This window comes from Nonomuraea sp. NPDC046570 (genome assembly GCF_040645915.1).
Classification (GTDB): Bacteria; Actinomycetota; Actinomycetes; order Streptosporangiales; family Streptosporangiaceae; genus Nonomuraea.
Genome location: NZ_JBEYZF010000001.1, coordinates 23,559 through 46,969, shown reverse-complemented (window position 1 = coordinate 46,969; position 23,411 = coordinate 23,559). Strand labels below are relative to the sequence as shown.

The following is a 23,411-nucleotide window of genomic DNA, read 5'->3' as shown; positions in this document are numbered from 1 at the left end:
GAACCACTCAGCGGCTACGGGTGGGAATCTCGAACCAGACCGCTTTGCCTTCCCTGGTGGGTCGCGAGCCCCAGCGCTTGGCCAGCTGGTCGACCAGGTAAAGACCCCGGCCGCCCTCGTCGTTCTCCCCGGCGCTGCGGATGCGCGGCAGCCTCAGGTCCTGGTCGAACACCTCGACCCAGACCGACTCCTCGCCCCGGCGCAGCCGCAGGACGAACTCCTTGTCGCCGGCGATCTCCTCCTCGAAGCCCGGCACGTCCCAGGACTCCTCGAACGGCAGCGGCGGCCCCTCCACGACCAGCTCCCGGCGCGGGACGCTGGCACTGGCGGCGTGCAGCACGACGTTGGTGACGACCTCGGAGACCAGCAGGCAGGCCAGCTCGGCGCGCTCGTCGGGGACGTTCCACCCGGTGAACGCCTCGGCGGCCATCCGCCTGGCCTCGCCCACCATGATGGGCTGGGCGGGGAAGGTGCGCTCCTCGACGTCGAGGTCGGCGTCGGTGGAGCGGACCACGAGGATCGCCATGTCGTCGTCGATCTCGCCGGGCACCGCGACGGTGGCCGCGTCGGCGATCCGCTCGACGGAGGCGTCGGCCATCTTGGCGAGCTTCTCCAGCAGCACGCCGAGCGTCTCCTCGTCGCTCGGCATCCGGCCGCCCGACTCGCGGGTGGGCCGCCGGTCGACCAGGCCGTCGGTGTAGAGCAGCAGCGCCGCGCCGGGCGGCAGCGTGCGCGTCTCCTCCTTGTAGACCAGGTCGGCGTGCATGCCCTTGGCGCGCACTCCGAGCGGCTGGCCCACCTCCTCGATGTCCAGCTCCACGCAGGTGCCGTCGACCAGCAGCAGCGGCGGGGCGTGACCGGCGTTGGCGAAGGAGAGCTGGCGCGACCAGGCGTCGTAGACGAGGTACTGGCAGGTGACGATCGGCGGGATGCTGATGTCGGCGCCGGTCTCGTCCTGCTCGGGGGTGGCGATGATGCGCGTCCACTCGTCGAGCCTGGCCAGGATGTCGGCCGGGGGCTTGTCGTCCTGGGCGAAGGCGCGCAGCGCGGCGCGCAGTTGGCCCATGATGGCCGCCGCCTTGGCGCCGCGCCCCTCCACGTCGCCGATCACGATGCCGACCCGGCCCGCCGACAGCGGGATCACGTCGTACCAGTCGCCGCCCACCTGGGTCTGGATGCCCTGGCCGTGCGAGGCGAGGGGGGCGGCCGGGTAGTAGCGGACCGCGATGTCGAGCCCGTCGAGCTGGGGCAGCGCCCGGGGCAGCAGGTGCTTCTGGAAGGACTCGGCGGTGTGCCGCTCCTCCTCGAACAGCAGCGCGTTGTCGACGGCGAGGGCGACGCGGGTGGCGATGGCGCCGACGAAGTCGCGGTCGAAGGCGTCGTAGTGCGGGCTGCGCCGGTCGGTGAGGTTGGACAGGCCGAGGTACATCAGCCCGAGCGTCTCGCCGCGCACGCACAGCGGGGCGACGATGGCCGAGGTCATGCCGATCTCACCGCACAGCTTGGTGCTGCTCTCGTGCGGGGCGGGGTAGCGGTTGGCGGCGAAGTCCTCGACCAGGATCGTCTCCTGGCGGCGCAGCGCGGTGTCGGCGTAGTGGCCGGCCGGGTAGCGGATGTCGGCGCCGACCGGGCGCCAGGTGTTGGGCGGCGGCGTCCAGCCCTGCACGTGCTGGGAGACCCGGCGGACCAACCGCTCGCCCTCCATCAGCTCGATGAAGCAGTGGTCGGCGAACTGCGGCACGAGCATCTCGGCGACGCGCTTGAGCGTCTCCTCGACGTACAGCGAGCCCGCCAGCCGCTCGCCGATGCGCTCCAGCAGGCCGAAGCGGTCCTTCTCGCGCTCGTTGCTGCGCATCGCCTCACGAGCGGTGATCACGATGCCCGTCACCGAGCCCGAGGGGTGACGCAGCGGTACGGCCTGCGCCCGGACGTAGATCATGGTGCCGTCGCCGCGCTTGACGTCGAACGTGCCCTCCCACACGCCGCCCTTGAGCACGTGCTTGGCCAGTTCGACGGCCAGCGGGTGGTCCTTCTCCATGATGCCGAGCGAGAGCACGGTCGTGTCGCGCGCCGACGACGGCTTGCCGGGACGGCCGAACAGCTTCTCCGCGAACGGGTTCCAGTAGAGAAGGTTGCTGAACCGGTCCGTCACGACGACGGCCATCTCCGCGTGATCCAGCACGGACCCGGCCGAAAGGTGATCGGCCGCGTCCTGAGACAGATCCCCCCATCGCTTCATCCGAAGACCACTCCTCGGGGAGGCATGTGCGCAAAGCGAACCACGGGCGCTCCTGCAACAGTCGTGACCGGGGAGTGGAGGGACTCCCTCGTGGGATTCAACCAAGCAGAAGCGCGAAGGTCAGCGCTTGGAGACGAAAACGTGCGCGGCGACATCACGCGGAAGCTCCGCGGGAGTGTTGTTCGCCTCGTCGTCACCTGTCACCCGCACACCGTCGTCGCTCGCCGCGAGCGTCACCTCGCGTCCGGGTTGTATCCCAACTTGCTTGAGTTTAAGCATCACAGCGGGATCGCTTTGCACTTGTTCGCTAATTCGCCGTACGACGACGGGTATATCTCTGGGTCCTGCCAGGTCGGACATGGACGGCAGGGCCTTGTCGTCGATCTCCGCCTCGTGCTCCGCGCCCAGTTCGCCGAGGCCCGGAATGGGGTTGCCGTGCGGGCAGACGGTGGGGTTGTCGAGCAGCGTGACCAGCCGCGACTCCACCGATTCCGACATGACGTGCTCCCAACGGCACGCCTCGATGTGCACCTCCTCCCACGGCAGCCCGATGACCTGCGTCAGCAGGCACTCGGCGAGCCGGTGCTTGCGCATCACGCGGGTCGCGAGGGTGCGGCCGAGGTCGGTCATGGAAAGGTGGCGGTCGCCCTCCACCCGGACCAGCCCGTCACGCTCCATCCGGGCGACGGTCTGGCTCACGGTCGGGCCGCTCTGCTGGAGCCGCTCGGCGATGCGCGCACGGAGAGGGACGATGCCCTCTTCCTCGAGTTCGTAGATCGTACGGAGGTACATCTCCGTCGTGTCGATCAGGCCGTGTGCGGTCAAGGCTCCTCCCATCTGAATGCTACGCCGGTCATGGCAGGGACTGAGCCCGTCCGCTACGGGCACAGAAGTCTGACAACCCTATGGGGAGAACGACCAACGCTGGTAAAGGTCCGTAACAATCGTGCCGCCCGGTTGCTTCCCCGCCTCACCGCGGCGGCTCGTACCGGCGGAAGGCGCGCACCGACAGGCCCACCATCAGCACCACGGCCGTGCAGGCGAGCCCGCCGCCGATCCAGGCCGCCGACAGGCCGAACCCGGTGGCCATCGCGCCCGCCCGCAGGTCGCCCAGCCTCGGCCCGCCGGCCACCACCACCATGAACACCCCCTGCATGCGCCCGCGCATGTCGTCGGGCGCGTGCAGTTGCAGGATGGACTGCCGCCACACCGACGAGGTCAGGTCGGCGGCGCCGCCGACGGCGAGCAGCACGACCATCAGCCAGAGTTCGTTCGCCAGGCCGGCCGCGGCGACGGTGAGCCCCCAGACGGCGATGGTGAGGGTGAGGGCCATGCCCTGCCGCCGCACCCGGCCGACCCAGCCGGACAGCAGCCCGCCCACCACCGAGCCGATGGGGATGGCGGCGTTGATCCAGCCGAGCGCGATCAGCGAGCCGCCGAACCGCTCGGCGACGAGTTCCGGGAACAGCGCCCTGGGCATGGCGAACACCATCGCGATGATGTCCACCACGAACGACATCAGCAGGACCCGGCTGGTGGCGATGTAGCGCAGGCCGTCGAAGACCGAGCGCAGGCCGGGGCGGGTGATCTCGCCGATCGGCTTGAGCGGCGGGAGCCGTACCGCGGCGTAGACGCTGGCGCCGAACAGCAGCGCGTCGACCGCGTAGGCGGCGGTGAAGCCGCCGGTGGCCAGCACCACGCCGCCGACCATCGGGCCGACCACCGCGCCCGCGCTGCCGACCAGGGAGTTGAGCGCGTTGGCCGAGGGGACCAGTTCGGCGGGCAGCAGGCGTGGGATGATCGCGCCGCGGGTCGGCGAGCTGACCGCGAAGCCGGTGGCGCCCAGGGCGACCGCGGCGAACAGCAGGTAGACGTTGGCGGCCCCGAGCAGGGACTGCACCAGGATGAAGAGGGTGGCGGCCCAGGCCACCACCGAGCCGGTCACCAGCAGTCTGCGCCGGTCCACCGCGTCCGCGATGGCCCCGCCCCACAGGCCGAAGACCACCAGCGGGATGAGGTTGGCCAGGCTCAGCAGGCCGACCCAGAGCGAGGACCGGGTGAGCTCGTAGACCTGCTGGCTGACCGCGACGACGGTGACCTGGAGACCGATGAAGGAGACGCCCTGGCCGATCCACAGCCTGCGGTAGGCGGGTACGGCGAGTGGCCGGGTGTCCACCAGATGACGCTTAACAAAATCCCCGAATGCCACTCAAGGCACCTTAGGGGGCGAGTCGCTCCACGATCCAGCCGGAGGGTACCCGCCGGTAACGCAGCCGGTCGTGCATCCGGTCGAGCCTGCCCTGCCAGAACTCCACCTCCACGGGGAACACCCGGAAGCCGCCCCAGAAGTCGGGCACCGGCGGCTCCTCCGGCCAGCGCTCCGCCAGCTCCCGGTAGCGGGCGTCCAGCTCCTCCCTCGACCGCACGACCGCGGACTGGCGCGAGGCCCAGGCCCCGATGCGGGAGCCGTACGGCCGGCTCCTGAAATAGTCGGCGGACTCGGCGGGTGGCACCCGCAGCACCGAACCCTCGATCCTGACCTGGCGGCCCATCTGGTGCCAGGGGAACAGCAGCGACGCGCGCGGGTTCTCGGCCAGGTCGCGCCCCTTGCGGGACTCGAAGTTGGTGTAGAAGTCGAAGCCGTGCTCGTCGAAGCCCTTCAGCAACACCGTGCGCGCGCTCGGGCGCCCGCCCGCGGAGGCGGTGGCCACCACCATCGCGTTGGGCTCGGGCAGGCCCGCCTCGGCCGCCTCCGCGAACCAGAGGGCGAACTGGGAGACGGGGTCGTCGGCGAGATCGGCCTCGAGCAACGGCCCGTTCTCATAGGTACGGCGCAGCCCGGCCAGTGACGGCGGGCGTGAGGTGGCATCCACGAGACGGTATTCTTGCGCGCTTGGTCGCGATCTCACGCAGCGCCCCCACCAGGGGTGATGACGTTTCGGCGTGCCCGAAGACAGAGCACTCGCGGGCAGGGGGTTAAATTGACCCGCCGGTATCTCGACATCAAGGCATTGCCGGACCATCCATACGGCGAGAAAGGGAGGCGGCCGAACATGTCCGACTTCAAACCCGGCCTCGAAGGTGTAGTCGCTTTCGAGACCGAGATCGCGGAACCGGACAAAGAAGGGGGCGCTCTTCGGTATCGGGGCGTCGACATCGAAGAGCTGGTCGGCCGTGTCCCGTTCGGGCATGTCTGGGGCCTGCTGGTCGACAACACGTTCCAGCCGGGCCTGCCCCCGGCGGAGCCGTACCCCATTCCTGTCCATTCTGGTGACATCCGCGTCGATGTGCAGAGCGCGCTGGCCATGCTGGCTCCCGCCTATGGCTTCAAGCCCCTGCTCGACATCGACGACGCACAGGCGCGCGACGACCTCGCGCGCGCGTCGGTGATGGCCCTGTCCTTCGTGGCGCAGTCGGCGCGCGGCCTCGGCCTGCCGATGGTGCCGGAGAGCAGGATCGACGAGGCCAAGACCATCACCGAGCGGTTCATGGTCCGCTGGCGCGGCGAGCCCGACCCCAAGCATGTCAAGGCCATCGACGCCTACTGGGCCTCGGCCGCCGAGCACGGCATGAACGCCTCCACGTTCACCGCCCGCGTCATCGCCTCCACCGGCGCCGACGTGGCCGCCGCGCTGTCGGGTGCGGTGGGCGCGATGTCCGGTCCGCTGCACGGTGGCGCCCCCGCCCGCGTGCTGCACATGATCGAGGGCGTCGAGCAGATGGGCGACGCCAAGAAGTACGTCCAGAGTGAGCTGGACAAGGGGCAGCGGCTGATGGGCTTCGGTCACCGGGTCTACCGGGCCGAGGATCCGCGGGCCCGGGTGCTCCGCCGTACCGCCAAGGAGCTCGACGCGCCTCGTTACGAGGTGGCGGCGGCGCTGGAGACGGCGGCGCTGGAGGAGTTGCACGCCCGCAAGCCCGACCGGGTGCTGGCCACCAATGTGGAGTACTGGGCCGCTGTGATCCTGGACTTCGCCGAGGTTCCCTCGCACATGTTCACCTCGATGTTCACCTGCGCCCGCACGGCCGGTTGGGCCGCGCACATCCTGGAGCAGAAGCGCACGGGCAGGCTGGTCCGCCCCAGCGCCAGGTACACCGGTCCGGCCACGCGTCCGCTCAGCGACGTTCCTGGTGCCGACGAGGTCGTCGGCAGGATCTGAGGTTCCTTCGGTAACGGCCCGCTGATCGCAGCGGGCCGTTTCTCGTTCCCAGGACAATCTCCGCCGAATCTCATATCCCGGACCCGGGGCGAGCCATCCTGGGCGGCTCAGTAGGCTTGGGCAGGTGGCTGACATCGTGATTCCCGCTGACATCAAGCCCGCCGACGGCCGTTTCGGCTGCGGGCCCTCGAAGGTTCGACCCGAGCAGCTCTCCGCGCTCGCCGGCGCCGGCGCCGCCGTGATGGGCACCTCCCACCGGCAGAAGCCGGTCAAGAACCTGGTCGGCCGCGTACGCTCCGGTCTCGCCGACCTCTTCTCGCTTCCCGAGGGCTACCAGGTCGTGCTGGGCAACGGTGGCACCACCGCGTTCTGGGACATCGCCGCCTTCGGGCTGATCCGCCAGAAGTCGCAGCACCTGCACTTCGGCGAGTTCTCCTCGAAGTTCGGCGCGGTCGTGACCAAGGCGCCCTGGCTCGACGACCCGTCGGTCATCAAGTCCGAGCCCGGCACCCACCCCGCCGCGGTCGCCGAGGGCGGCGTGGACGTCTACGCGCTCACCCACAACGAGACCTCGACCGGCGTGGCCATGCCGATCACCCGGGTCGGCTCCGACGACTCGCTCGTCCTGGTCGACGCCACCTCCGGCGCCGGCGGCCTGCCCGTCGACATCAGCGAGACCGACGTCTACTACTTCGCGCCGCAGAAGAGCTTCGCCGCCGACGGCGGCCTGTGGATCGCCATCATGTCGCCGCGGGCGCTGGCCAGGGTCGAGGAGATCGCCGCCTCGGGCCGTTACGTGCCGGAGTTCTTCAGCCTGCCGATCGCGATCGACAACTCGGGCAAGGACCAGACCTACAACACCCCGGCGGTGGCGACGCTGTTCCTGCTGGCCGAGCAGGTCGACTGGATGAACGCCAACGGCGGCCTGGCGTGGACCACCTCGCGCACCGCCGACTCCGCCCAGCGGCTGTACTCCTGGGCCGACAAGACGTCCTACACCACCCCGTTCGCCGCGCCGGAGTTCCGTTCCGACGTGGTCGGCACGATCGACTTCGCCGCCGAGGTGGACGCCGCCCAGGTGGCCAAGGTGCTGCGCGCCAACGGCATCGTGGACACCGAGCCGTACCGCAAGCTGGGCCGCAACCAGCTGCGCGTGGCGATGTTCCCGGCGATCGAGCCGGCCGACGTCGAGGCGCTGACGGTGTGCGTTGACTACGTGGTCGAGCGGCTCTAGTCCTCGTCCTTCAGCCGGCGCGCGAGCTCGTCGTAGAGGGCGAGCGCGTCGGCCCGGTCGACGCTGCGGGCGAAGCGGGTCAGCACCGGCGTCCGGTCGTCACCGGCCCCCAGGGCCTCCAGCATGAGCTCGGCGAGGTGTTCGGCCCTGGTCCTCGCCGCGGTGTACTTGAAGGCGTTGCGGTAGGGTCTGCGGCTCAGCAGGCCCTTCTTCAGCAGCCGCTCGGCGACCGTCTGCACGGTGGTGTAGGCCAGTGCCCGGCCGTCCTGGCCGTTGAGCTCGACGAGCAGCTCGCGGATCAGCATCGGACCGCCGGAATCCCAGAGCACGTCCATGATCGAACGCTCTAAGGATCCCAGATTCGTCACTGACCACCTCTCCGGCTCCGCCGCGCACATTCACCGTCAGGTCCGGAACATTCTTGCCTAAATCATCTGGTACTGCTAGGGGCGATCTCCGGGTCACCAGCTGGGACCCGGCGTGACGGCGGGGCTCTTGCGGCGCAGGAGCCAGGCCGCGATCACGCCGCCGATCAGCCCGAACAGGTGACCCTGCCAGGAGATGCCCGGCTGGTTCGGCAGCACCCCCCACAGGATCGAGTAGTAGGCCGCCGCCACGCCGATGCCGATCACGATGTCGAGCAGCCGCCGGTCGAACAGGCCGCGCGCGAGCACGTACCCGAAGTAGCCGAAGACCAGTCCGCTGGCGCCCACGGTGACGGAGTTCATCGGGCTGGTCGCCCACGTGCCCAGGCCGCCGATCACGATGATGAGGGCGCTGGCCGCCAGGAACTTGCCCACGCCCCGGAAGGCGGCCAGGAAGCCGAGCACGAGCAGCGGCAGCGAGTTGGCCATGAGGTGACCGAAACCGGCGTGCAGGAACGGCGCGAACAGGATGCCGGTCAGCCGGGAGGGCTCCCAGGCGACGATGCCGAGCTCCTGGTCCAGGTCGCCGGGCATGACGTAGTCGAAGACCTCGATCGCCCACATGGCGCCGACCAGGCAGACCATGATGATCAAGCTTCCCAGGGCACCCGCGAGCAGGTTGCCCGCGCCGCGCTTGGCCGATTCGTAGGCGGATCGACCCGTCGAGTAGTCACTCATGCGCACTCCCGGAGATGGACACGTCTATGTCTTTACCGTACGCAGGAAAACATATGCACGCGCTAAGAAGCCCCGCTCCGGAAGGAGGGGGCTTCCTGAGCGTTGTTACTCGCCCTTCCACTGGGGGGCGTGCTTCTCGGCGAAGGCCGCCGCGCCCTCCATCGCGTCCTTGGAACCGAACACCGGGTTGATGATGTCGCGCTGCTTCTCGAACATCTCCCCGACCGCCCAGTCCTGCGACTCGACGATGACCCGCTTGGTCGCCAGCAACGCCAGCGGGGCGTTGGCTGCGATGGTGCGGGCCAGCTCCAGCGCGCCTGTCAGCGCCTCGCCCGCCGGGGTGATCCGGTTGACCAGGCCCAGCTCGTACAGGCGCGCAGCCGGGTAGTGGGCGCCGGTCAGCGCGATCTCCATGGCGACGTGGTACGGGATGCGCCGCGGCAGCCGCATGATGCCGCCCGCGCCCGCGACCAGACCCCGCCTGGGCTCGGGCAGACCGAACGTGGACTCCGCCGACGCCACGATCACATCGCAGGACAGCGCCAGCTCGAAGCCACCGGCCAGGGCGTACCCCTCGACGGCCGCGACCAGCGGCTTGCGCGGCGGGGCCTCGGTGATGCCGCCGAACCCGCGGCCCTCGACGACCGGGAAGTCTCCGGTCAGGAACCCCTTGAGGTCCATGCCCGCGCAGAACGTCCCGCCCGCGCCGGTGAGCACGTAGGCGGCGACGTCGGAGCGCTCCTCCAGCTCGTCGAGCGCGGCGGCGATCCCGCGCGCGACGGCGCCGTTGACGGCGTTGCGGGCCTTCGGGCGGTTGATGGTCAGGACGGCGACGGCGCCGTCCACCTCGACTAGTACTTCATCGGCGGACAAGTGACCTCACTTGGGCTGGAAGCGGATGCCGCCGTCGAAGCGGATGACCTCGGCGTTCATGTAGTCGTTCTCCACCAGCGAGCGCACCAGGTGGGCGAACTCGTCGGCGCGGCCCATGCGCTTGGGGAAGACCACGGGGGCGACGAGCTTGGCCTTGAACTCCTCGGCGTTGCCGGAGAAGCCGTAGATCGGGGTGTCGATGATGCCGGGGCAGATGGTGTTGACCCGGACGCCGATGGCGGCCAGGTCGCGGGCCGCGGGCAGGTTCATGCCGACGATGCCGCCCTTGGAGGCGGAGTAGGCGACCTGGCCGGTCTGGCCCTCCAGCGCCGCCACCGAGGCGGTGTTGACGACCACGCCGCGCTGGCCGTCGTCGTCGATCGGCTCGGTCTTGGCGATGGCCGCCGCGCCGATGCGCATGAGGTTGAACGTGCCGATCAGGTTGACCTCGATGACCTTGCGGTAGGAGGCCAGGTCGTGCGGGGATCCGTCACGGTTGACGGTACGGGTGGCCCAGCCGATGCCCGCGCTGTTGACCACGACGCGCAGCGGCTTGCCGGTGCCCACCGCGGCGTCGACGGCCGCCTGCACCTGCTCCTCGTCCGAGACGTCCGTCTTGACGAAGACGCCGCCGAGTTCGTCGGCGAGGGCCTTGCCGCGCTCCTCGTTGAGGTCGGCGATGACCGCGGTCGCGCCCACCCGCGCGAGTTCACGGGCCGTGGCCTCACCGAGGCCGCTGGCACCGCCAGAGATGATTGCTGCTGCTCCGTTGACGTCCATATCCCGGACCCTAACGCGCCAACCGAATGAAGTTCTACTGGGGGTGGGTTAAATCTCCCCTACCGCGCTGTCCACGTCGGCGTAGACCTTGATCCGGCGGTCCAGCCCCGTCGTGCGCAGGATGCGCGCCACCGGCGCCTGGGGTCCGGCCAGCGACACCCCGCCGCCCTCGCCCGTGGCCAGCCGCCAGGCCTCGATCAGCACCGAGAGCCCGCTGGAGTCCATGAACGACAGCGCCTGCAGGTCGAGCACCAGCCGGGCGCCGTCCTGTTTGATCGCGTCACGCACCTCGTCGCGGAGGAAGGGCGCGGTGAAGAGATCCAGCTCCCCCTCCACGGCCACCACGACGGCGTCACCCATCGCATGTCGCGCAAGCCGCAGCTTCATTCGGCCCCTCCTCGATGAGCCACTGTACTTCGACATCCCCGAAAGCCGGGCATGCGCAAACTACGATCACCGCTATGGACGAGACCGGTGTACGGCTTCCGCACCTCTCGCTGAGCCCGCTCAGAGCCGTCCTGCGCCGGGTGGCCTGGGCACTGCTGGCCCTGCTCATGGTATTCCTGCTGGTGGCGGTGGATCTCGGCGGATACCGGGACACCTACGACGGCAAGGTGTCGCTGCTGGACGCCCTCTACTACGCGACTGTGTCCGTCTCGACGACCGGCTACGGTGACATCACCCCGGTCAGCCCGACCGCCCGGCTGATCAACATCCTGGCGATCACCCCGTTGCGCGTCGTCTTTCTCGTCATCCTCGTGGGCACCACGCTGGAGGTCCTCACCCAGCGCACCCGCGACCACATCCTGATCAGACGCTGGAGGTCCAGATTGCGGGAGCACACCGTGATCGTCGGCTACGGCACCAAGGGCCGGGCCGCGATCCGCACCCTGCTGGAGAACGACCGCACCAAGGACAGCATCGTGGTCGTCGACCCGCAGGCCGCCGCGATCGAGGAGGCCACCGCCGGCGGCTTCGTCGGCGTGATCGGCGACGGCACCCGCAGCGACGTGCTGACCAGGGCCGGGACGCGCGCGGCCAAGGAGGTCATCATCGCCACCCAGCGCGACGACACCACCGCTCTGGTGACGCTGACCGCCCGCCAGCTCAACCCCGACGCCACCATCGTGGCCGCGGTCCGCGAGGCGGAGAACGACCCCCTGGTCCGGCAGAGCGGCGCGGACGTGGTCATCACCTCCTCCGACGCGGCCGGCCGGATGCTCGGCGTGGCCACCCAGAGCCCCGCCGTCAGCGCCCTGATCGAGGACTTCCTGGTGTACGGCAAGGGCCTCGACCTCTACGAGCGCCCCGTCGAGCCGTCGGAGGTGGGCAAGAGCCCCGCCGAGTGCGCCGAGATGGTGATCGCCGTGGTGCGGGACCGCACCGTGATGACCTACGCCGACCCCAGGGCCGGAACCCTCCGACTCGGCGATCACCTGGTGGTCATCCACGTGCCCCAGATGCGGGTATAGCGAAGCCGTACGGCAGCTCCAGCCGGTTGCGGCGGAGGAGCTCCTCGTCGGCCAGCAGCTCCCGGGTGGGCCCGTCGGCGGCGATCACCCCGTCGGACAGGATCAGCGAGCGCTCGCACAGCTCCAGCGCGTACGGCAGGTCGTGGGTCACCATGAGCACCGTGACGTCGAGCGAGCGCAGGATCTCGGCCAGTTCCCGGCGCGCGGCCGGGTCCAGGTTGGAGGAGGGCTCGTCGAGGACGAGGATCTCCGGCTCCATGACGAGCACGGTGGCCACCGCGACCCGGCGGCGCTGGCCGAAGGACAGGTGGTGCGGCGGCCGGTCGAGGGCCTCCAGCATGCCGACCCGGTCGAGGGCGTTCTTGACCCGCCGCTCCAGTTCCTCGCCGGTCACGCCCGAGTTGGCCGGGCCGAAGGCGACGTCGTCGCGGACGGTCGGCATGAAGAGCTGGTCGTCGGGGTCCTGGAAGACCAGCCCGACGCGCTGCCTGATCTCCTTCAGGGTGTCCTTGCGCACCGGCGTCCCGGCCACGCTCACCGTGCCGTGTCCGGCGGAGAGGATGCCGTTGAGGTGCATGACGAGCGTCGTCTTCCCGGCGCCGTTGGGGCCGAGCAGGGCCACCCGCTCGCCCTTGGCGATGGTCAGGTCGACGCCGTACAGCGCCTGCGTGCCGTCGGGGTAGGCGTAGGCCAGGCGGCTCACTTCGAGGGAGTTCACCACGACACTCCTAGCACGGCCAGCGCGACGGCGGGCAGGGCGAGGGCCAGTGCCCACTGCGTGCGGGACGCCGCGAGGTCCAGGGTGATCGGCATGGAGCCGGTGTAGCCCCGGCTCAGCATCGCCAGGTGCACCCGCTCGCCGCGCTCATAAGAGCGGATGAACAGCGCGCCCGCCGAGCGGGCGATCACCGGCACGTGCCGGAGGTTACGCGCCTCGAACCCCCGGGACTCCCTGGCCACCCGCATCCGCCGCATCTCGTCCATGACCACGTCCATGTAGCGCAGCATGAACATCGCGATCTGCACCAGCAGCGGGGGCAGCCGCAGCCGCTGCGCGCCGAGCAGGATCATGCGCGGTTCGGTGGTGGCGGCCAGCAGGATCGAGGCGATCACCCCGAGCGAGGCCTTGGCCAGGATGTTCCATGCCGCCCACAGCCCGGGGACGCTGAGCGAGAGCCCGAGCACCTCGGTGCGCTCCCCCATCCCGATGACCGGGATGGCCAGCGCGAACAGCACGAACGGCACCTCGATCACCATCCGCCGCAGCACGAAGGTCAGCGGCACCCCGGCCGCGACGGCCACCGCGCCGAGCAGCAGCGCGTACAGCCCGAAGGCCCAGAACGCCTCCCTCGGCGTGGCCACCACCACGATCGCGAAGCCGAGCACCGCCAGCAGCTTGCACTGCGGCGGCAGCCGGTGGACGGCCGAGGTTCCCGGCCGGTGGAGCTGGTGGTGATGTCCCGCGCCCATGAGACGGCTAGACCTTGACCGAGGAGCGGTTGCGGGCGGCGTAGGCGATGCCGCCGGCCACGATGAGCGTGATGCCGACGCCGATCACGCCCGCGACGCCGACGGGGATGCCGCCCACGTCGCCGTAGTCGGCCAGCGCCCACGTGCCGAGCAGGTGGTCGGTTGCCTGGGACAGGAAGCCCTTGTCCTCGCCGACCGACTCCAGTCCGTCGGGGTCGGCGGAGGCGAAGAAGGACACGATCCCGGCCAGCACGAGCGTCACGCCCACGCCCGCGACCAGGAACGGGCGTCCGCCGCCGGGCTTGGCGGGCGCGGGGGTGTCGGGGGTCACCTCGGTGGTCGAGCCGTCGGCGCCGCGCAGGACGAGGGCGGAGGTGAGGCCGCGGGCGCCGTACACCAGGTCGGGGCGGACGGCCAGCACGGTGCCGACGGTCACGGCCGTGATCAGGCCCTCGCCGATGCCGATGAGCACGTGCACGCCGCCCATGGCCGCGGCGACCGCGCCGATCTCGATCGGCGCGGTGCCGCCGATCCAAAACAGCAGGGTGAAGGCGAGCGCGGAGACCGGCACGGAGATCAGCGCGGCCAGGAAGGACCCGGCGACGATCGCGCCCTTGCCCTTCACGGCACCGCTGACCAGCCGGAAGATCCCCCACCCGGCCAGGACGGTGACGATGCCCATCAGCGTGATGTTGACACCGAGCGCGGTCAGCCCGCCGTCGGCGAAGAAGAAGCCCTGCACGAGCAGGACCACGGCCATGCAGAGCACTCCGGTGTACGGCCCGACGAGTATCGCCGCCAGCGCGCCGCCGAGCAGGTGCCCGCTGGTGCCGGCGGCGACGGGGAAGTTGAGCATCTGGACGGCGAAGATGAAGGCGGCGACCAGGCCCGCCATCGGCGCGGTGCGGTCGTCGAGCTCTCGCCGCGCGCCGCGCAGGCAGACCGCGACACCCGCGGCGGCGACGACCCCGGCGGAAACGGACACGGCGACATTGAAAAAGCCATCGGGTACGTGCACGACTCATGCCTCCGAATTGGGGGGTTACGCCCCCACTTTAGGACATGGCCTTGCACCTGCATATAGGTGGCAATTAGTGCAGCATCCTGCGAATGATCGTGCCCGGCGTCGTTTTCCGCACCACCGCGCTCAACCGCCCCTTCCCCGCGGTCGCGTAGGGCCGCGCCGACGACAGCCACCAGTTACGGGTGGCCGGAACGATGTCGGCGTCGACCTCCACCCGGAACCGCGCGGGCGGGCCGCCGAGTTCCAGCTCCAGGTAGGCGTCCCAGGTGCCGGCGTCGAACCGGCCGACCGCGGGCCTGGCCGCGAACCCGCCGCCGGGCAGCGCCACGACCCGCTCGACGCGCTCCACCCCGCTGTGCCGCTCCCGCCACACCAGCCGGCGCACCGCGCCCGTCCGCGGCACGCCGTCGCGGCCCACGACGATCTCCCCGTCGAGCAGCAGCCGCTGCCCGCGCGCCCACCGGGTCCGGGTCAGCCGCACGCATCCCGGCACGCTCAGCACGTGCCCGCCGACGTCGAGGCTGAGGTTGCCGTTGGCCCGGGTGAAGTACGGCAGGACGACGGCGTCGCCGCACAGCCTGGGGGCGGGGCGGGTGATGCCGCCGTCCCGGTCGGCGCCAAGGCGGCCGAGGCGGACCACCCCCTCGCACTCGATCGCCACGTAGAGGTCCCACACGCCCGAGGAGAGCGCGCCGACGTCGACGTGGGCGACGAAGCCGTCGCCATGCCGTTCGGCGGGCACCGACACCTCGCAGGCCGGGTCGTTCCGGGCCTTCAGCGTCAGGGCGATCTCTCCCCCGGCCGGGTCGAGCCCGTGCAGCGCCGCCTCGCCGGTGACCAGCAGGCCGCGGGCCTCCCAGCGCACGCCGGTGAGCCGGCGGCGGACCGTCGCCGCCTCGATGCCGGCCAGCCGCACCAGCCTGCCGATGTCGTCGAGGGCGGCCAGGCGTTGCCGGTCGGTGGGGGTGAGCCGCTCGCACACCCCGGGGGTGAGCCACTGGTCGCACAGCTCGGCCACCTCCTGGGCGATCTCCTTGCGCTGCACGTCGTCGGCCTCCAGGAACGGGCCGCCGAGCTGGGCGAAGGCGTCCAGCCTGAAGTGCCTGCGGAGCAGGTGGTCGCGGAGCGGGCCGGGCTCGACGTGGGCGGCCATCAGCTCGATCGGGCGCCTGATCATGTGCAGCCAGTCGACCGGGTCGCGGCTGTCGGGCCGCTGCATGATGCTGCTGCCGTCGGGCCTGGCGACCAGGTGGTAGCAGTCGTAGTCGGCGACCACCGAGATCACCTCGGCGTGGCAGTAGGCGTGGGTGGAGAAGATGATGTCCTCGCCCACGAGCTGCCGCTCGCCGAACCTGATGCCGTAGTCCCGCAGCATCCGCGTGCGGTACAGCTTGAAGCAGCTCAGGCTGTTGTAGACGGCGCTGGCGCCCAGTTCCACCCGGTCGGCGTTGCTCTGGAACATCGTGACCGGCGCCCTGCGGCCGTGGCCCACGATCTTGCCGAGCACGATGTCGGAGCCGTTGCGGTCGGCCATCGCCAGCATCCGCTGCAGCGCCTCGGCGCCGAGGAAGTCGTCGGCGTCGCAGAAGAAGACGTAGCGTCCCCTGGCCTGTTCGATGCCGGTGTTGCGCGGCCCGCCCGCTCCGCCCGAGTGTTTCTGGTGGACGACCCTGACGACGCCGCGGTGGTAGTTGGCGTAGAGGTCGAGCAGTTCGGCGCTGCCGTCGGTGGAGCCGTCGTCGACCACGACGATCTCCTTGTTCACCCGCTGGACGAGCGCGGCGGTCAGGCAGCGGTCGAGGTAGGGGCGGCAGTTGTGCACAGGGATGACGACGGTGACGTCCACCTCGTCGCCATCGCACCCCGTTGACGTTCCAGCCACAGCCGTGCCCCTCAGCCGTCACATTTCGCTTGCATCCCCTCTCAGTATGTGACCAGCGAAGGTCGCCGCGTGGCCGATCCGGCGTCTTGGTACCGGGCACCTCAATGAAGAGAACGGCAAAAGTCACAAATGGCGTGAACTGCAAATACAGCCATCGATCAGCCGCAATCACAGCCGGTGGGGAGGCGGTTTTCCTCCCTGGGCATAGAGAACCACCTCAGGGGGGACACTGCCCTACCTACGGGCGATTCACGTGATCCAGACGAGAGCCTGGCGCGTCTACACTCAGGCAATCTTGACCGAGGAGGTGGCAGGAAATGGGATTTGATCTCCGTCGGCAGCAGGTCACGGATTCAGCCGTGGACTCTGCCGAGTTCATCGTCTCCTCCGCACGACTCGGAGAGCTGTACGAGTGCTCGGCTCTGCTCCGCCGTACCAGGATCAGAGCGGAGGAGATCGTGGACGAGGCGCGCAGGATGCTGGGCGAGGCTCAGCGGCACGGCAACCCCGACCACGTGCTCGCATTCAGCGCGCAGCTCGACGAGGCACGTGCGGCGTACTGCAAGATCCTCCAGGCCTACGTCACGCTCTGTCGCACGATCAACGAGGAGCGGCAGGCGATCATTCGGGCCCAGGTCGAGCGCGACCGGGCGGCGATCAGCATCGACCAGGGAGTCGCATAGCCGGTCGACAGGCGCGTTCCAGGCGGACGCGACGTCCCGGTAAACCAGTGTGACGGGTGAGGCGTCTCATGATCAGGGAGGCCCACCATGCGCGTCCTCGACGGCCTCGCGGCACCCGACCTCGGCGAGCTTCAGCTCGAACTGCTCCTGGTCGTGGTGCTGCACGAGGAGGCCGAGCGGTTAGCCGCTGAATGAACGGGCTCCAGCTCCCCGGCCCACACCGGGGAGCTGGAGCAGGGGGCTCCGGCGGCCAGGGTGTGGAAAACCGCAGGTCTTATCCGGGCATGCGCATCATTCCGACGGATAGGCGGGCGAACCTAGCGTTTCCTGCCATGACAGGACGATTGATCGGCGGCTCCCGCCTCGCGGCCATCGCCGGGCTGCTGGCCCTCCTAGGAATGATCACGCTGACCGCGATGGGGGAAAGCACCATGCAGCCCCTTCCGGCCTCCGCCTCCCCCCAGGAGTTCAGCTCCGCCCGCGCCCTGGCCCACCTCGAACGGTTCGCCACCGAGCCGCGCCCGCTGGGCAGCCCGGCGAGCGACCGGGCCAGGGACTACCTGGTCGCGCAGTTGCGCTCGGCGGGGCTCACGGTCGAGGTCCAGCGCGCGGTCGGGGTCCGCCCGGCGGCGGGGCTGGCGACGTTCGGCCGGGTGGACAACATCGTGGCCACCCTGCCGGGTACGGCTCCGACCGGCACCGTCCTGGTGGCCGCCCACTACGACTCGGCGGCCATGGGCCCCGGCGCCTCCGACGACGGCGCGGCCGTCGCCGCGATGCTGGAGACCGTGCGGGCGCTGCGCACCGAGGGCGGGCTCCGCAACGATGTGGTGTTCCTCATGACCGACGGCGAGGAGGACGGCGTTCTCGGCGCCGAGGCCTTCGTCCGGGAGCATCCCCTGGCCGGGGAGGGCGGGGTGCTGCTCAACTGGGAGGCTCGCGGGGTCGCCGGGCCGTCGTTGATGTTCGAGACGTCCAGGGACAACGCGCGGCTGGTGGAGATGTTCGCCTCCGCCGTACCGCATCCCCGGGGTGACTCCTCGATGGTCGAGTTGTACCGGCTGCTGCCGAACAACACCGACTTCACGCCGCTGACCAAGGCGGGGTTCGCGGGCATGAACTTCGCCTACATCGAGCGTTCGTCGCGATACCACACCGCCGACGACTCGATCGCCTATCTCGATCGTGGGAGTCTGCAGCACCACGGCTCCAACATGCTGGCCATGACCCGCGCGCTGGGCGGGGCCGACCTGCCCGGACTGGCCGCGGAGCACGACGTGACGTACTTCCGGGCCTTCGGGGTCATGATCACGTATCCCGGTCACCTGGTCTGGCCGCTGGCCGTGCTCGCCGTACTGGCGCTGGCCGGGCTGACGGTGTGCGCGCGGCGGGTCGCGAGTGTGCCGCGGGTGATCGTCGGCGCGGTGTCCGCGGTGGTGCCGCTGATCGTGTCGGTGGTGCTCGCGCAGGGGCTGTGGGAGTTGCTGGTGGCCTGGCGGCCCGCCTACGACGCGATGGGCGGGTTGCTGCACCGGCCGCTGGCGTACCAGGCCGCCATCGCGGCCATGTCCGGGGTCGCGCTGCTGGGCTGGTACCTGTCCCTGCGCCGCCGGCTCGGCGCCGCCGCCCTCGCCATCGGAGCCCTCGTCTGGCCGACCGCCCTCGGCGTGCTCTGCGCCCCGTACGCCCCCGGCGCGTCCTTCGTCTTCACCCTGCCCGCACTGCTCTGCGCCGTCGGCGGGCTCGTCTCGCTGACGCTCCCGCCCAGGTGGCAGGCCGTCGCGATGACCATCGGCACGGCCGCGTCCGCGGCGCTGCTGCCCGCCCTGGCCGGCAACGCCCTGGATGGCATGGGCCTCGCCCTCGGCGGCGGCGCCGCCCTGATCCTCACCCTCTTCGGCCTCACCCTGCTCCCCTTGGCGGAGCTCCTGCTCCCCTCTCGTCAGCCCCTTTTTCAGGTCATGTCCTCGATCGGGCTCGTCTGCGCGCTGATCGGCCTCGGACTCGCAACCGACAGATTCGACACCAACCACCCGGAACGGACTCATCTGGCCTACGTCCTGAACGCCGACACCCGCGAGGCCCACTGGGTCACCGCCGACGCCGAACCGCCCGCCTGGACCCGAACCTATGTCTCCAGCCGTGACGTGCGGGACCTCCCCGCGGGCTACGCCAGGGGCCACCGATGGAGCGGCCCGGCCCAGCCGGTCAAGGCCGCGGAACCTCGGGTGTCCGTGCTCGCCAGGAACGGCGACACCCTCACCCTCCGCGTGCGCGCCGGCCGCGGCGCCCGCTCGGTGATCCTGCGCCTGAACCAGGCGATCACCGAGGCGAGCGCGACCGTCGACGGGCTCAAGCCGGTGACCACTCCCATCACCGGTGTCCGCGCCAACACCTGGCCCAGCGAGATCCGCTTCCGCGACCTGCCCGCCAGGGGTGTCCAGGTCACCGTTCGCGTTTCCGGCACGGCGCGGCTACAGGTCACCGCCATTGCCGAGACTCCTGGGCTCTCCGCGGTTCCCGGTTTCGTTCCGAAGCCGCCGGAGGTGGTGACCTCCACTCGTGAGGACGGCGACTTGATCGCGGTCACCCGCACCTACGATCTCTGAGCAGCCGGTCGCTAGTGCCGTATAGCTCGCGCTCAGTGTCAAACCGGATAACCCTCCCTGGAACTTTCCGTAAGACATCACCCATATCACTCTCCGCTGCGAGTCGAACACAATTCCCTATCGACACGAAGAGTGAATGAGTCGATACTCATCGTGTAAACCCCCTGCGTCACCCCCACCACGTATGCATCACGGGCTGCGCGGCCTTCCTCTTCGTGCTGCCCGTGAGCGGAGTGAGGGTCAACAAAAGGAGCAGTGCATGAAGCTGAACCACTCTGCGGTCGCCGCCCTCGTCATGGGCGCGTCCCTGGTGGCGGCGGCCCCCGCGAGCGCCACCGCCACCACCGCGAACGCGGCGGCCCACGCGTCCGCCCTTCCCCCGGGCTACCAGCTCGTCACCCTGCCCAACGCCAACGTCCCCAACTTCCAGCGCCGCACGCTCTACTGCCCCGGCTCCAAGCGCGTCCTCGGCGGCGGCGCCGAAGCCCAGGGCAACGGCGCGATCCTCGTCGGCTCGTTCCCCACCAGTGACGGCCGCGGCTGGATCGGCATCGGCCGCCAGGACGGCTACAACAGCGTCGGCATCAGCGTCTACGCCATCTGCGCCGACTAGCGCACCCGCTTGAGGGCCGGTCCCGACCGCACACCGGTCGGGACCGGCTCATTCCGTGTACGCCCATCCGGACCAGCGGGCGACCTCCACCACGATCACCGGCCCCTCAGGTGTACGCCCTCGGTACTGGGCGTACTTCTCACAGAGCACCTGGACCGAGGCGTCCCGCTCAGGCCCTCCCTCGTACACCACGGCCGTGCCGTCGGCCCGCACCCACCACAGGCGCGTCCAGTCCTCGTCATAGCGATCGGCGAGCAGCGCCACGCGCGGGTTCTCGCGAATGTTGCGCAGCCGCCGGAGGTTGTGGGTCGTCTTCGGCTTGTGATCGACAGCCATCACCACCTGGCCGCCCCGCACCGCGAACGTCACCGGCACCAGATGAGGCACCCCGTCCCCGCCCACCGTGGCGAGCCGAGCAACCCTCTCACCAGCGAAGACGGCACACGCACGCTCAGCATCCATCAGACCATTGTCCGACCTGAGCGCCACCTCTCCCGCACCAGGCCTGGTAGGCGGGTCGACGGCATCTTGAACGGTGAATGGCAGGGGGACGCCCGCGGCGCTACCCGGACCGCTCTCGCCGCCTACAAGGGAACCCTTCCAAAGAGGAAGTGATCACTGAGCCCCATTTCCACGAGCTTCTCGGAGTTGTAGAGCTTGACCGGTTGCGCTGTCGATCCGGCCTTCGCGCAGCACGAGGCGTGAACCGGCGAACCGCGACCGCGTCCGGCGGTCGTGCGTGACGATCACCAGCGCGCCCTGGTAGCCGGTCAGCGCCTCCTCCAGTTCCTCGACGAGCGCCGGGGAAAGGTGGTTGGTGGGCTCGTCCAGCAACAGCAGATCCACCGGTTCGCTCGCCAGCCGGGCCAGTTCGATCCGGCGCCGCTGTCCGTAGGACAGTTCACCGACACGCCGGCGCAGGTCGGCGGGAGTGAACAGGCCGAGGGAGAGCAACTTCTCAGCGTGTTCGTCCGCGTCGCCGGTCCTTCCCTGACGGAACGCCTGGACGACGGTGAGCTCGGGCGCCCACGGCGTCCCCTCCTGGCGAAGGTGCCCCACCCGGCCGGGGACGCGTACGACGCCGGCGTCCGACCGCAGTTCCCCGGCGAGGACCCGGATGAGGGTGCTCTTGCCTGCCCCGTTGGGGCCGGTCACCAGCAGCCGCTCACCGGGCGGGATCAGCAGGAACGGCACGTCCAGCCTGTCGCCGACGCGTACGCCGGTGAGCTCGGCGGCGGGCTCTCCGGCTCGGGTGTCCGATCCGCCGGCGATCCGGGCGGTGAGCACCAGCGGGTCGGGCGGGGGCGTCACGGGGGCGGCGGTCAGCCGTTCGACCCGCTCCTTGGCGTTGCGGATGCGGACCATCGCGCCGTGCCCGCGCCCACGCGCGCGGAACCCGCCGTGACCGAACACGCTCAGCGGCACCTTGCGCGGGATGGCGTCCAACCGTGCCACGTTGGACGCGGCCAGGCGCTTGTTGCGAGCCAGTTCCTCGCGCCACTCGTCGTACTCCCTCATCCGTCGCCGCCGCTCGGCGGCCTTCGCGGCGAGGTATCCGTCGTAGCCGTCGCCGTACCGGAACACCTGGCCGGCCGCGACCTCGACCACCGTGTCGGTGAGCCACTCCAGGAACACCCGGTCGTGGGTGACCACGACCACCGTTCCCCGGTGTGCGCGCAGGTGCCCCTCCAGCCAGCCGATCGCCTGGTCGTCCAGGTCGTTCGTCGGCTCGTCCAGGAGCAGCAGCTCCGGCTGTGACGCCAGGGTGGCGGCCAGCGCCAGGCGTGCGCGCTCCCCGCCGGACAGCGTGCCGAGCCGCCTGCCCCGCCCCAGGTACGGCAGGCCGAGACCGTGCAGCGCGACGCCCACGCGGACGTCGGCCTGGTAGCCGCCTCGCGCCTCATACCGCTCGACCAGCGAGGCGTAGTCCTCGGCCTCGCGGGAGGTGTCGAACCGCGCTCGCGTCCCGCGCTCCAGGACCGCCTCGGCCTCGCGCATGTGCGCTTCGAGCTCACGCAGGTCCGTCAGAGCCAGATCGACGGCGTCCTGAACGGTGGCGTCGAAGGGCAGGTCCAGCGTCTGAGCCAGGTAGCCGACGCCGCCGGGCGCGTGCACCGTCATCTCACCGCCGTCGAGGCGCTCCTGTCCGGCGATGATCCTGAGCAGCGTGGACTTACCCGAGCCGTTGTCGCCGACGACGCCGACCTTCTCTCCGGGCTTGATCGTCAACGACGCCCGGTCGAGGACGATCTGGTCACCGTAGCTCTTGGTGACGTCGTGAAGCGTGAGTTGTGAGGTACGCATACGACTGTTCCCCTGTTCTCGGCGAGCCGGATCCCTGGTGGATAGGGCTTTTGGGGCTCACATATACGGGCGATCGCCCCTGATCGAGACGGACCGTCTCGGCTCGTGATGGTGAATATAGAGGACACCTGCTCCTGGCGTCAAGACGATACGTCTCGTCTACTTTCGGCATCCAGCCGATGGCCGCAGCACAGCGGGCCTTGGCATGACTCCGCATGCCAGGTAAGCGATATAACCGTTTGGTTGATAAATATCTAACCTCGACAGGTTATGCCCCCGGACGTAGGTTCGTGCGTGGCGGTACGCGCCTGGGCACGGGAGCACACATGAAAAGAGAAGTCATCTCGCCGGATTACTACGGCTTGGATCTCCGTACCAAGCAAGCGGCGACGTACCGCATCAACAACCCGGGAATCAAGCCTTCGTACAACGTCGCTACCTTCCACCTGACACGGCGATACGGAATAGACGACGACAGAAATGCCGTCGAATGGTTCTCGAAGCACGACTACCCCGACCGGTTGATCACCATGGCGAGTCTGGGGGTGGGGTTCGAGCAGGAGGTCGGCATCCATGGCAGGACGATCAGACTCAACACCAGCCATTCGGAATACATGTTCTTCCACCACAACGAAGAGTTTCTCAAGCTGAAGGACAACGACAACCTCTGGCCAAAGGTCTACATCATCGACTGGGTGTTCACCGAACGCCCGGCATGCGGCGGAAACTGGCACAATATGAAACTCGTCGCAGGTGGATGCGACCACCTCCTCAGAAGTAGCGAGGGACACCAGCAACTACGCCTCTGGGACCCCGACAAAGGCGGAGAATTTCCTTACGACGACCGTAAAGAGCTGGAGATCACGGTCTACAGCTCATTCGCACCGGACGGAGCCGCCGGTGCTATTCGGACCGCTCTCGCCGCCTACAGGAAAACCCTGCCAAAGAAGTGACCCCTACACCCG

Annotated in this window: 22 protein-coding genes; 7 read left to right on the top strand and 15 right to left on the bottom strand. The window is 69.7% G+C overall.

What is annotated here, in order from left to right; all coding sequences use genetic code 11:
• Nucleotides 1–7: 7 nt before the first annotated feature.
• The 4 genes from ABZ911_RS00200 to pdxH form a co-directional block, all read right to left on the bottom strand.
• On the bottom strand, nucleotides 8–2,239 hold the full coding sequence (locus ABZ911_RS00200) for a SpoIIE family protein phosphatase (protein WP_358049573.1): 2,232 nt from the start codon (nucleotides 2,237–2,239) through the stop codon (nucleotides 8–10).
• Nucleotides 2,240–2,359: 120 nt separating this feature from the next.
• Nucleotides 2,360–3,064, bottom strand: a complete 705-nt coding sequence (locus ABZ911_RS00195) for a metal-dependent transcriptional regulator (protein ID WP_358049570.1) — start codon at nucleotides 3,062–3,064, stop codon at nucleotides 2,360–2,362.
• Nucleotides 3,065–3,209: 145 nt separating this feature from the next.
• Complete coding sequence (locus ABZ911_RS00190; protein ID WP_358049567.1) at nucleotides 3,210–4,415, bottom strand: MFS transporter; 1,206 nt, start codon at nucleotides 4,413–4,415, stop codon at nucleotides 3,210–3,212.
• A gap of 43 nt (nucleotides 4,416–4,458) precedes the next feature.
• Nucleotides 4,459–5,112 (bottom strand): pyridoxamine 5'-phosphate oxidase, encoded by a 654-nt coding sequence (gene pdxH / locus ABZ911_RS00185; RefSeq protein WP_358049564.1) that lies wholly within the window; start codon nucleotides 5,110–5,112, stop codon nucleotides 4,459–4,461.
• 180 nt (nucleotides 5,113–5,292) lie between these two features.
• On the opposite strand from pdxH, the gene ABZ911_RS00180 reads away from it, so the two are divergent.
• Together ABZ911_RS00180 and serC are read left to right on the top strand one after the other, a co-directional pair.
• Nucleotides 5,293–6,399: a citrate synthase 2 gene (locus ABZ911_RS00180; protein ID WP_358049561.1), complete on the top strand. Its 1,107-nt coding sequence runs from the start codon at nucleotides 5,293–5,295 to the stop codon at nucleotides 6,397–6,399.
• A 124-nt stretch (nucleotides 6,400–6,523) separates the two neighbouring features.
• Complete coding sequence (serC, locus tag ABZ911_RS00175) at nucleotides 6,524–7,633, top strand: phosphoserine transaminase (protein ID WP_358049558.1); 1,110 nt, start codon at nucleotides 6,524–6,526, stop codon at nucleotides 7,631–7,633.
• Here the strand turns inward: serC and ABZ911_RS00170 are convergent.
• The 5 genes from ABZ911_RS00170 to ABZ911_RS00150 all read right to left on the bottom strand — a co-directional run bounded on the left by ABZ911_RS00170 (nucleotide 7,630) and on the right by ABZ911_RS00150 (nucleotide 10,776).
• The gene (locus ABZ911_RS00170) at nucleotides 7,630–8,031 is read right to left on the bottom strand and encodes a BlaI/MecI/CopY family transcriptional regulator (RefSeq protein WP_358049555.1); all 402 of its coding nucleotides are present in this window, start codon (nucleotides 8,029–8,031) and stop codon (nucleotides 7,630–7,632) included. The two genes, serC and ABZ911_RS00170, sit on opposite strands and share 4 nt — an antisense overlap.
• Before the next feature lie 63 nt (nucleotides 8,032–8,094).
• Entirely contained in the window at nucleotides 8,095–8,736 is a 642-nt protein-coding gene (locus tag ABZ911_RS00165) for a rhomboid family intramembrane serine protease (RefSeq protein ID WP_358049552.1), read from the bottom strand.
• 105 nt (nucleotides 8,737–8,841) lie between these two features.
• Complete coding sequence (locus tag ABZ911_RS00160) at nucleotides 8,842–9,609, bottom strand: crotonase/enoyl-CoA hydratase family protein (RefSeq protein ID WP_358049549.1); 768 nt, start codon at nucleotides 9,607–9,609, stop codon at nucleotides 8,842–8,844.
• A 6-nt stretch (nucleotides 9,610–9,615) separates the two neighbouring features.
• Nucleotides 9,616–10,389 carry an SDR family NAD(P)-dependent oxidoreductase gene (locus ABZ911_RS00155; protein WP_358049546.1) on the bottom strand — a complete coding sequence of 258 codons (774 nt, stop codon included), beginning with the start codon at nucleotides 10,387–10,389 and terminating at the stop codon, nucleotides 9,616–9,618.
• A 48-nt stretch (nucleotides 10,390–10,437) separates the two neighbouring features.
• Nucleotides 10,438–10,776: an STAS domain-containing protein gene (locus ABZ911_RS00150; protein ID WP_358049543.1), complete on the bottom strand. Its 339-nt coding sequence runs from the start codon at nucleotides 10,774–10,776 to the stop codon at nucleotides 10,438–10,440.
• 74 nt (nucleotides 10,777–10,850) lie between these two features.
• Between ABZ911_RS00150 and ABZ911_RS00145 the strand changes: the two genes are divergently transcribed.
• The gene (locus ABZ911_RS00145; RefSeq protein WP_358049540.1) at nucleotides 10,851–11,861 is read left to right on the top strand and encodes a potassium channel family protein; all 1,011 of its coding nucleotides are present in this window, start codon (nucleotides 10,851–10,853) and stop codon (nucleotides 11,859–11,861) included.
• On the opposite strand, the gene ABZ911_RS00140 is transcribed toward ABZ911_RS00145, so the two are convergent.
• From ABZ911_RS00140 to ABZ911_RS00125, 4 genes are all read right to left on the bottom strand, one after another.
• Nucleotides 11,833–12,582: an ABC transporter ATP-binding protein gene (locus tag ABZ911_RS00140; protein ID WP_358049537.1), complete on the bottom strand. Its 750-nt coding sequence runs from the start codon at nucleotides 12,580–12,582 to the stop codon at nucleotides 11,833–11,835. The two genes, ABZ911_RS00145 and ABZ911_RS00140, sit on opposite strands and share 29 nt — an antisense overlap.
• Nucleotides 12,576–13,331, bottom strand: a complete 756-nt coding sequence (cbiQ, locus tag ABZ911_RS00135) for a cobalt ECF transporter T component CbiQ (protein ID WP_358049534.1) — start codon at nucleotides 13,329–13,331, stop codon at nucleotides 12,576–12,578. The genes ABZ911_RS00140 and cbiQ overlap by 7 nt, the downstream gene beginning before the upstream one ends.
• Nucleotides 13,332–13,338: 7 nt before the next feature.
• Nucleotides 13,339–14,349: an energy-coupling factor ABC transporter permease gene (locus ABZ911_RS00130; protein WP_358049532.1), complete on the bottom strand. Its 1,011-nt coding sequence runs from the start codon at nucleotides 14,347–14,349 to the stop codon at nucleotides 13,339–13,341.
• Nucleotides 14,350–14,422: 73 nt separating this feature from the next.
• Entirely contained in the window at nucleotides 14,423–16,237 is a 1,815-nt protein-coding gene (locus ABZ911_RS00125) for a glycosyltransferase family 2 protein (RefSeq protein ID WP_358049529.1), read from the bottom strand.
• 359 nt (nucleotides 16,238–16,596) lie between these two features.
• On the opposite strand from ABZ911_RS00125, the gene ABZ911_RS00120 reads away from it, so the two are divergent.
• The 3 genes from ABZ911_RS00120 (at nucleotide 16,597) to ABZ911_RS00110 (ending at nucleotide 20,142) form a co-directional block, all read left to right on the top strand.
• Nucleotides 16,597–16,920, top strand: a complete 324-nt coding sequence (locus tag ABZ911_RS00120; protein WP_358049526.1) for a hypothetical protein — start codon at nucleotides 16,597–16,599, stop codon at nucleotides 16,918–16,920.
• Nucleotides 16,921–17,252: 332 nt separating this feature from the next.
• A complete protein-coding gene (locus ABZ911_RS00115; protein ID WP_358049523.1) occupies nucleotides 17,253–19,529 on the top strand; it encodes a M20/M25/M40 family metallo-hydrolase in 2,277 nt (758 codons plus the stop codon).
• Between the two features lie 259 nt (nucleotides 19,530–19,788).
• On the top strand, nucleotides 19,789–20,142 hold the full coding sequence (locus tag ABZ911_RS00110; RefSeq protein WP_358049520.1) for a hypothetical protein: 354 nt from the start codon (nucleotides 19,789–19,791) through the stop codon (nucleotides 20,140–20,142).
• 48 nt (nucleotides 20,143–20,190) lie between these two features.
• Here ABZ911_RS00110 and ABZ911_RS00105 read toward each other — a convergent pair whose 3' ends face one another.
• Nucleotides 20,191–20,604, bottom strand: a complete 414-nt coding sequence (locus ABZ911_RS00105) for a TIGR03668 family PPOX class F420-dependent oxidoreductase (RefSeq protein ID WP_358049517.1) — start codon at nucleotides 20,602–20,604, stop codon at nucleotides 20,191–20,193.
• 153 nt (nucleotides 20,605–20,757) lie between these two features.
• Nucleotides 20,758–22,446, bottom strand: a complete 1,689-nt coding sequence (locus ABZ911_RS00100) for a TlrC/CarA/OleB/SrmB family ABC-F type ribosomal protection protein (RefSeq protein ID WP_358049514.1) — start codon at nucleotides 22,444–22,446, stop codon at nucleotides 20,758–20,760.
• A 326-nt stretch (nucleotides 22,447–22,772) separates the two neighbouring features.
• On the opposite strand from ABZ911_RS00100, the gene ABZ911_RS00095 reads away from it, so the two are divergent.
• A complete protein-coding gene (locus ABZ911_RS00095) occupies nucleotides 22,773–23,399 on the top strand; it encodes a hypothetical protein (RefSeq protein WP_358049511.1) in 627 nt (208 codons plus the stop codon).
• Nucleotides 23,400–23,411 lie beyond the last annotated feature (12 nt).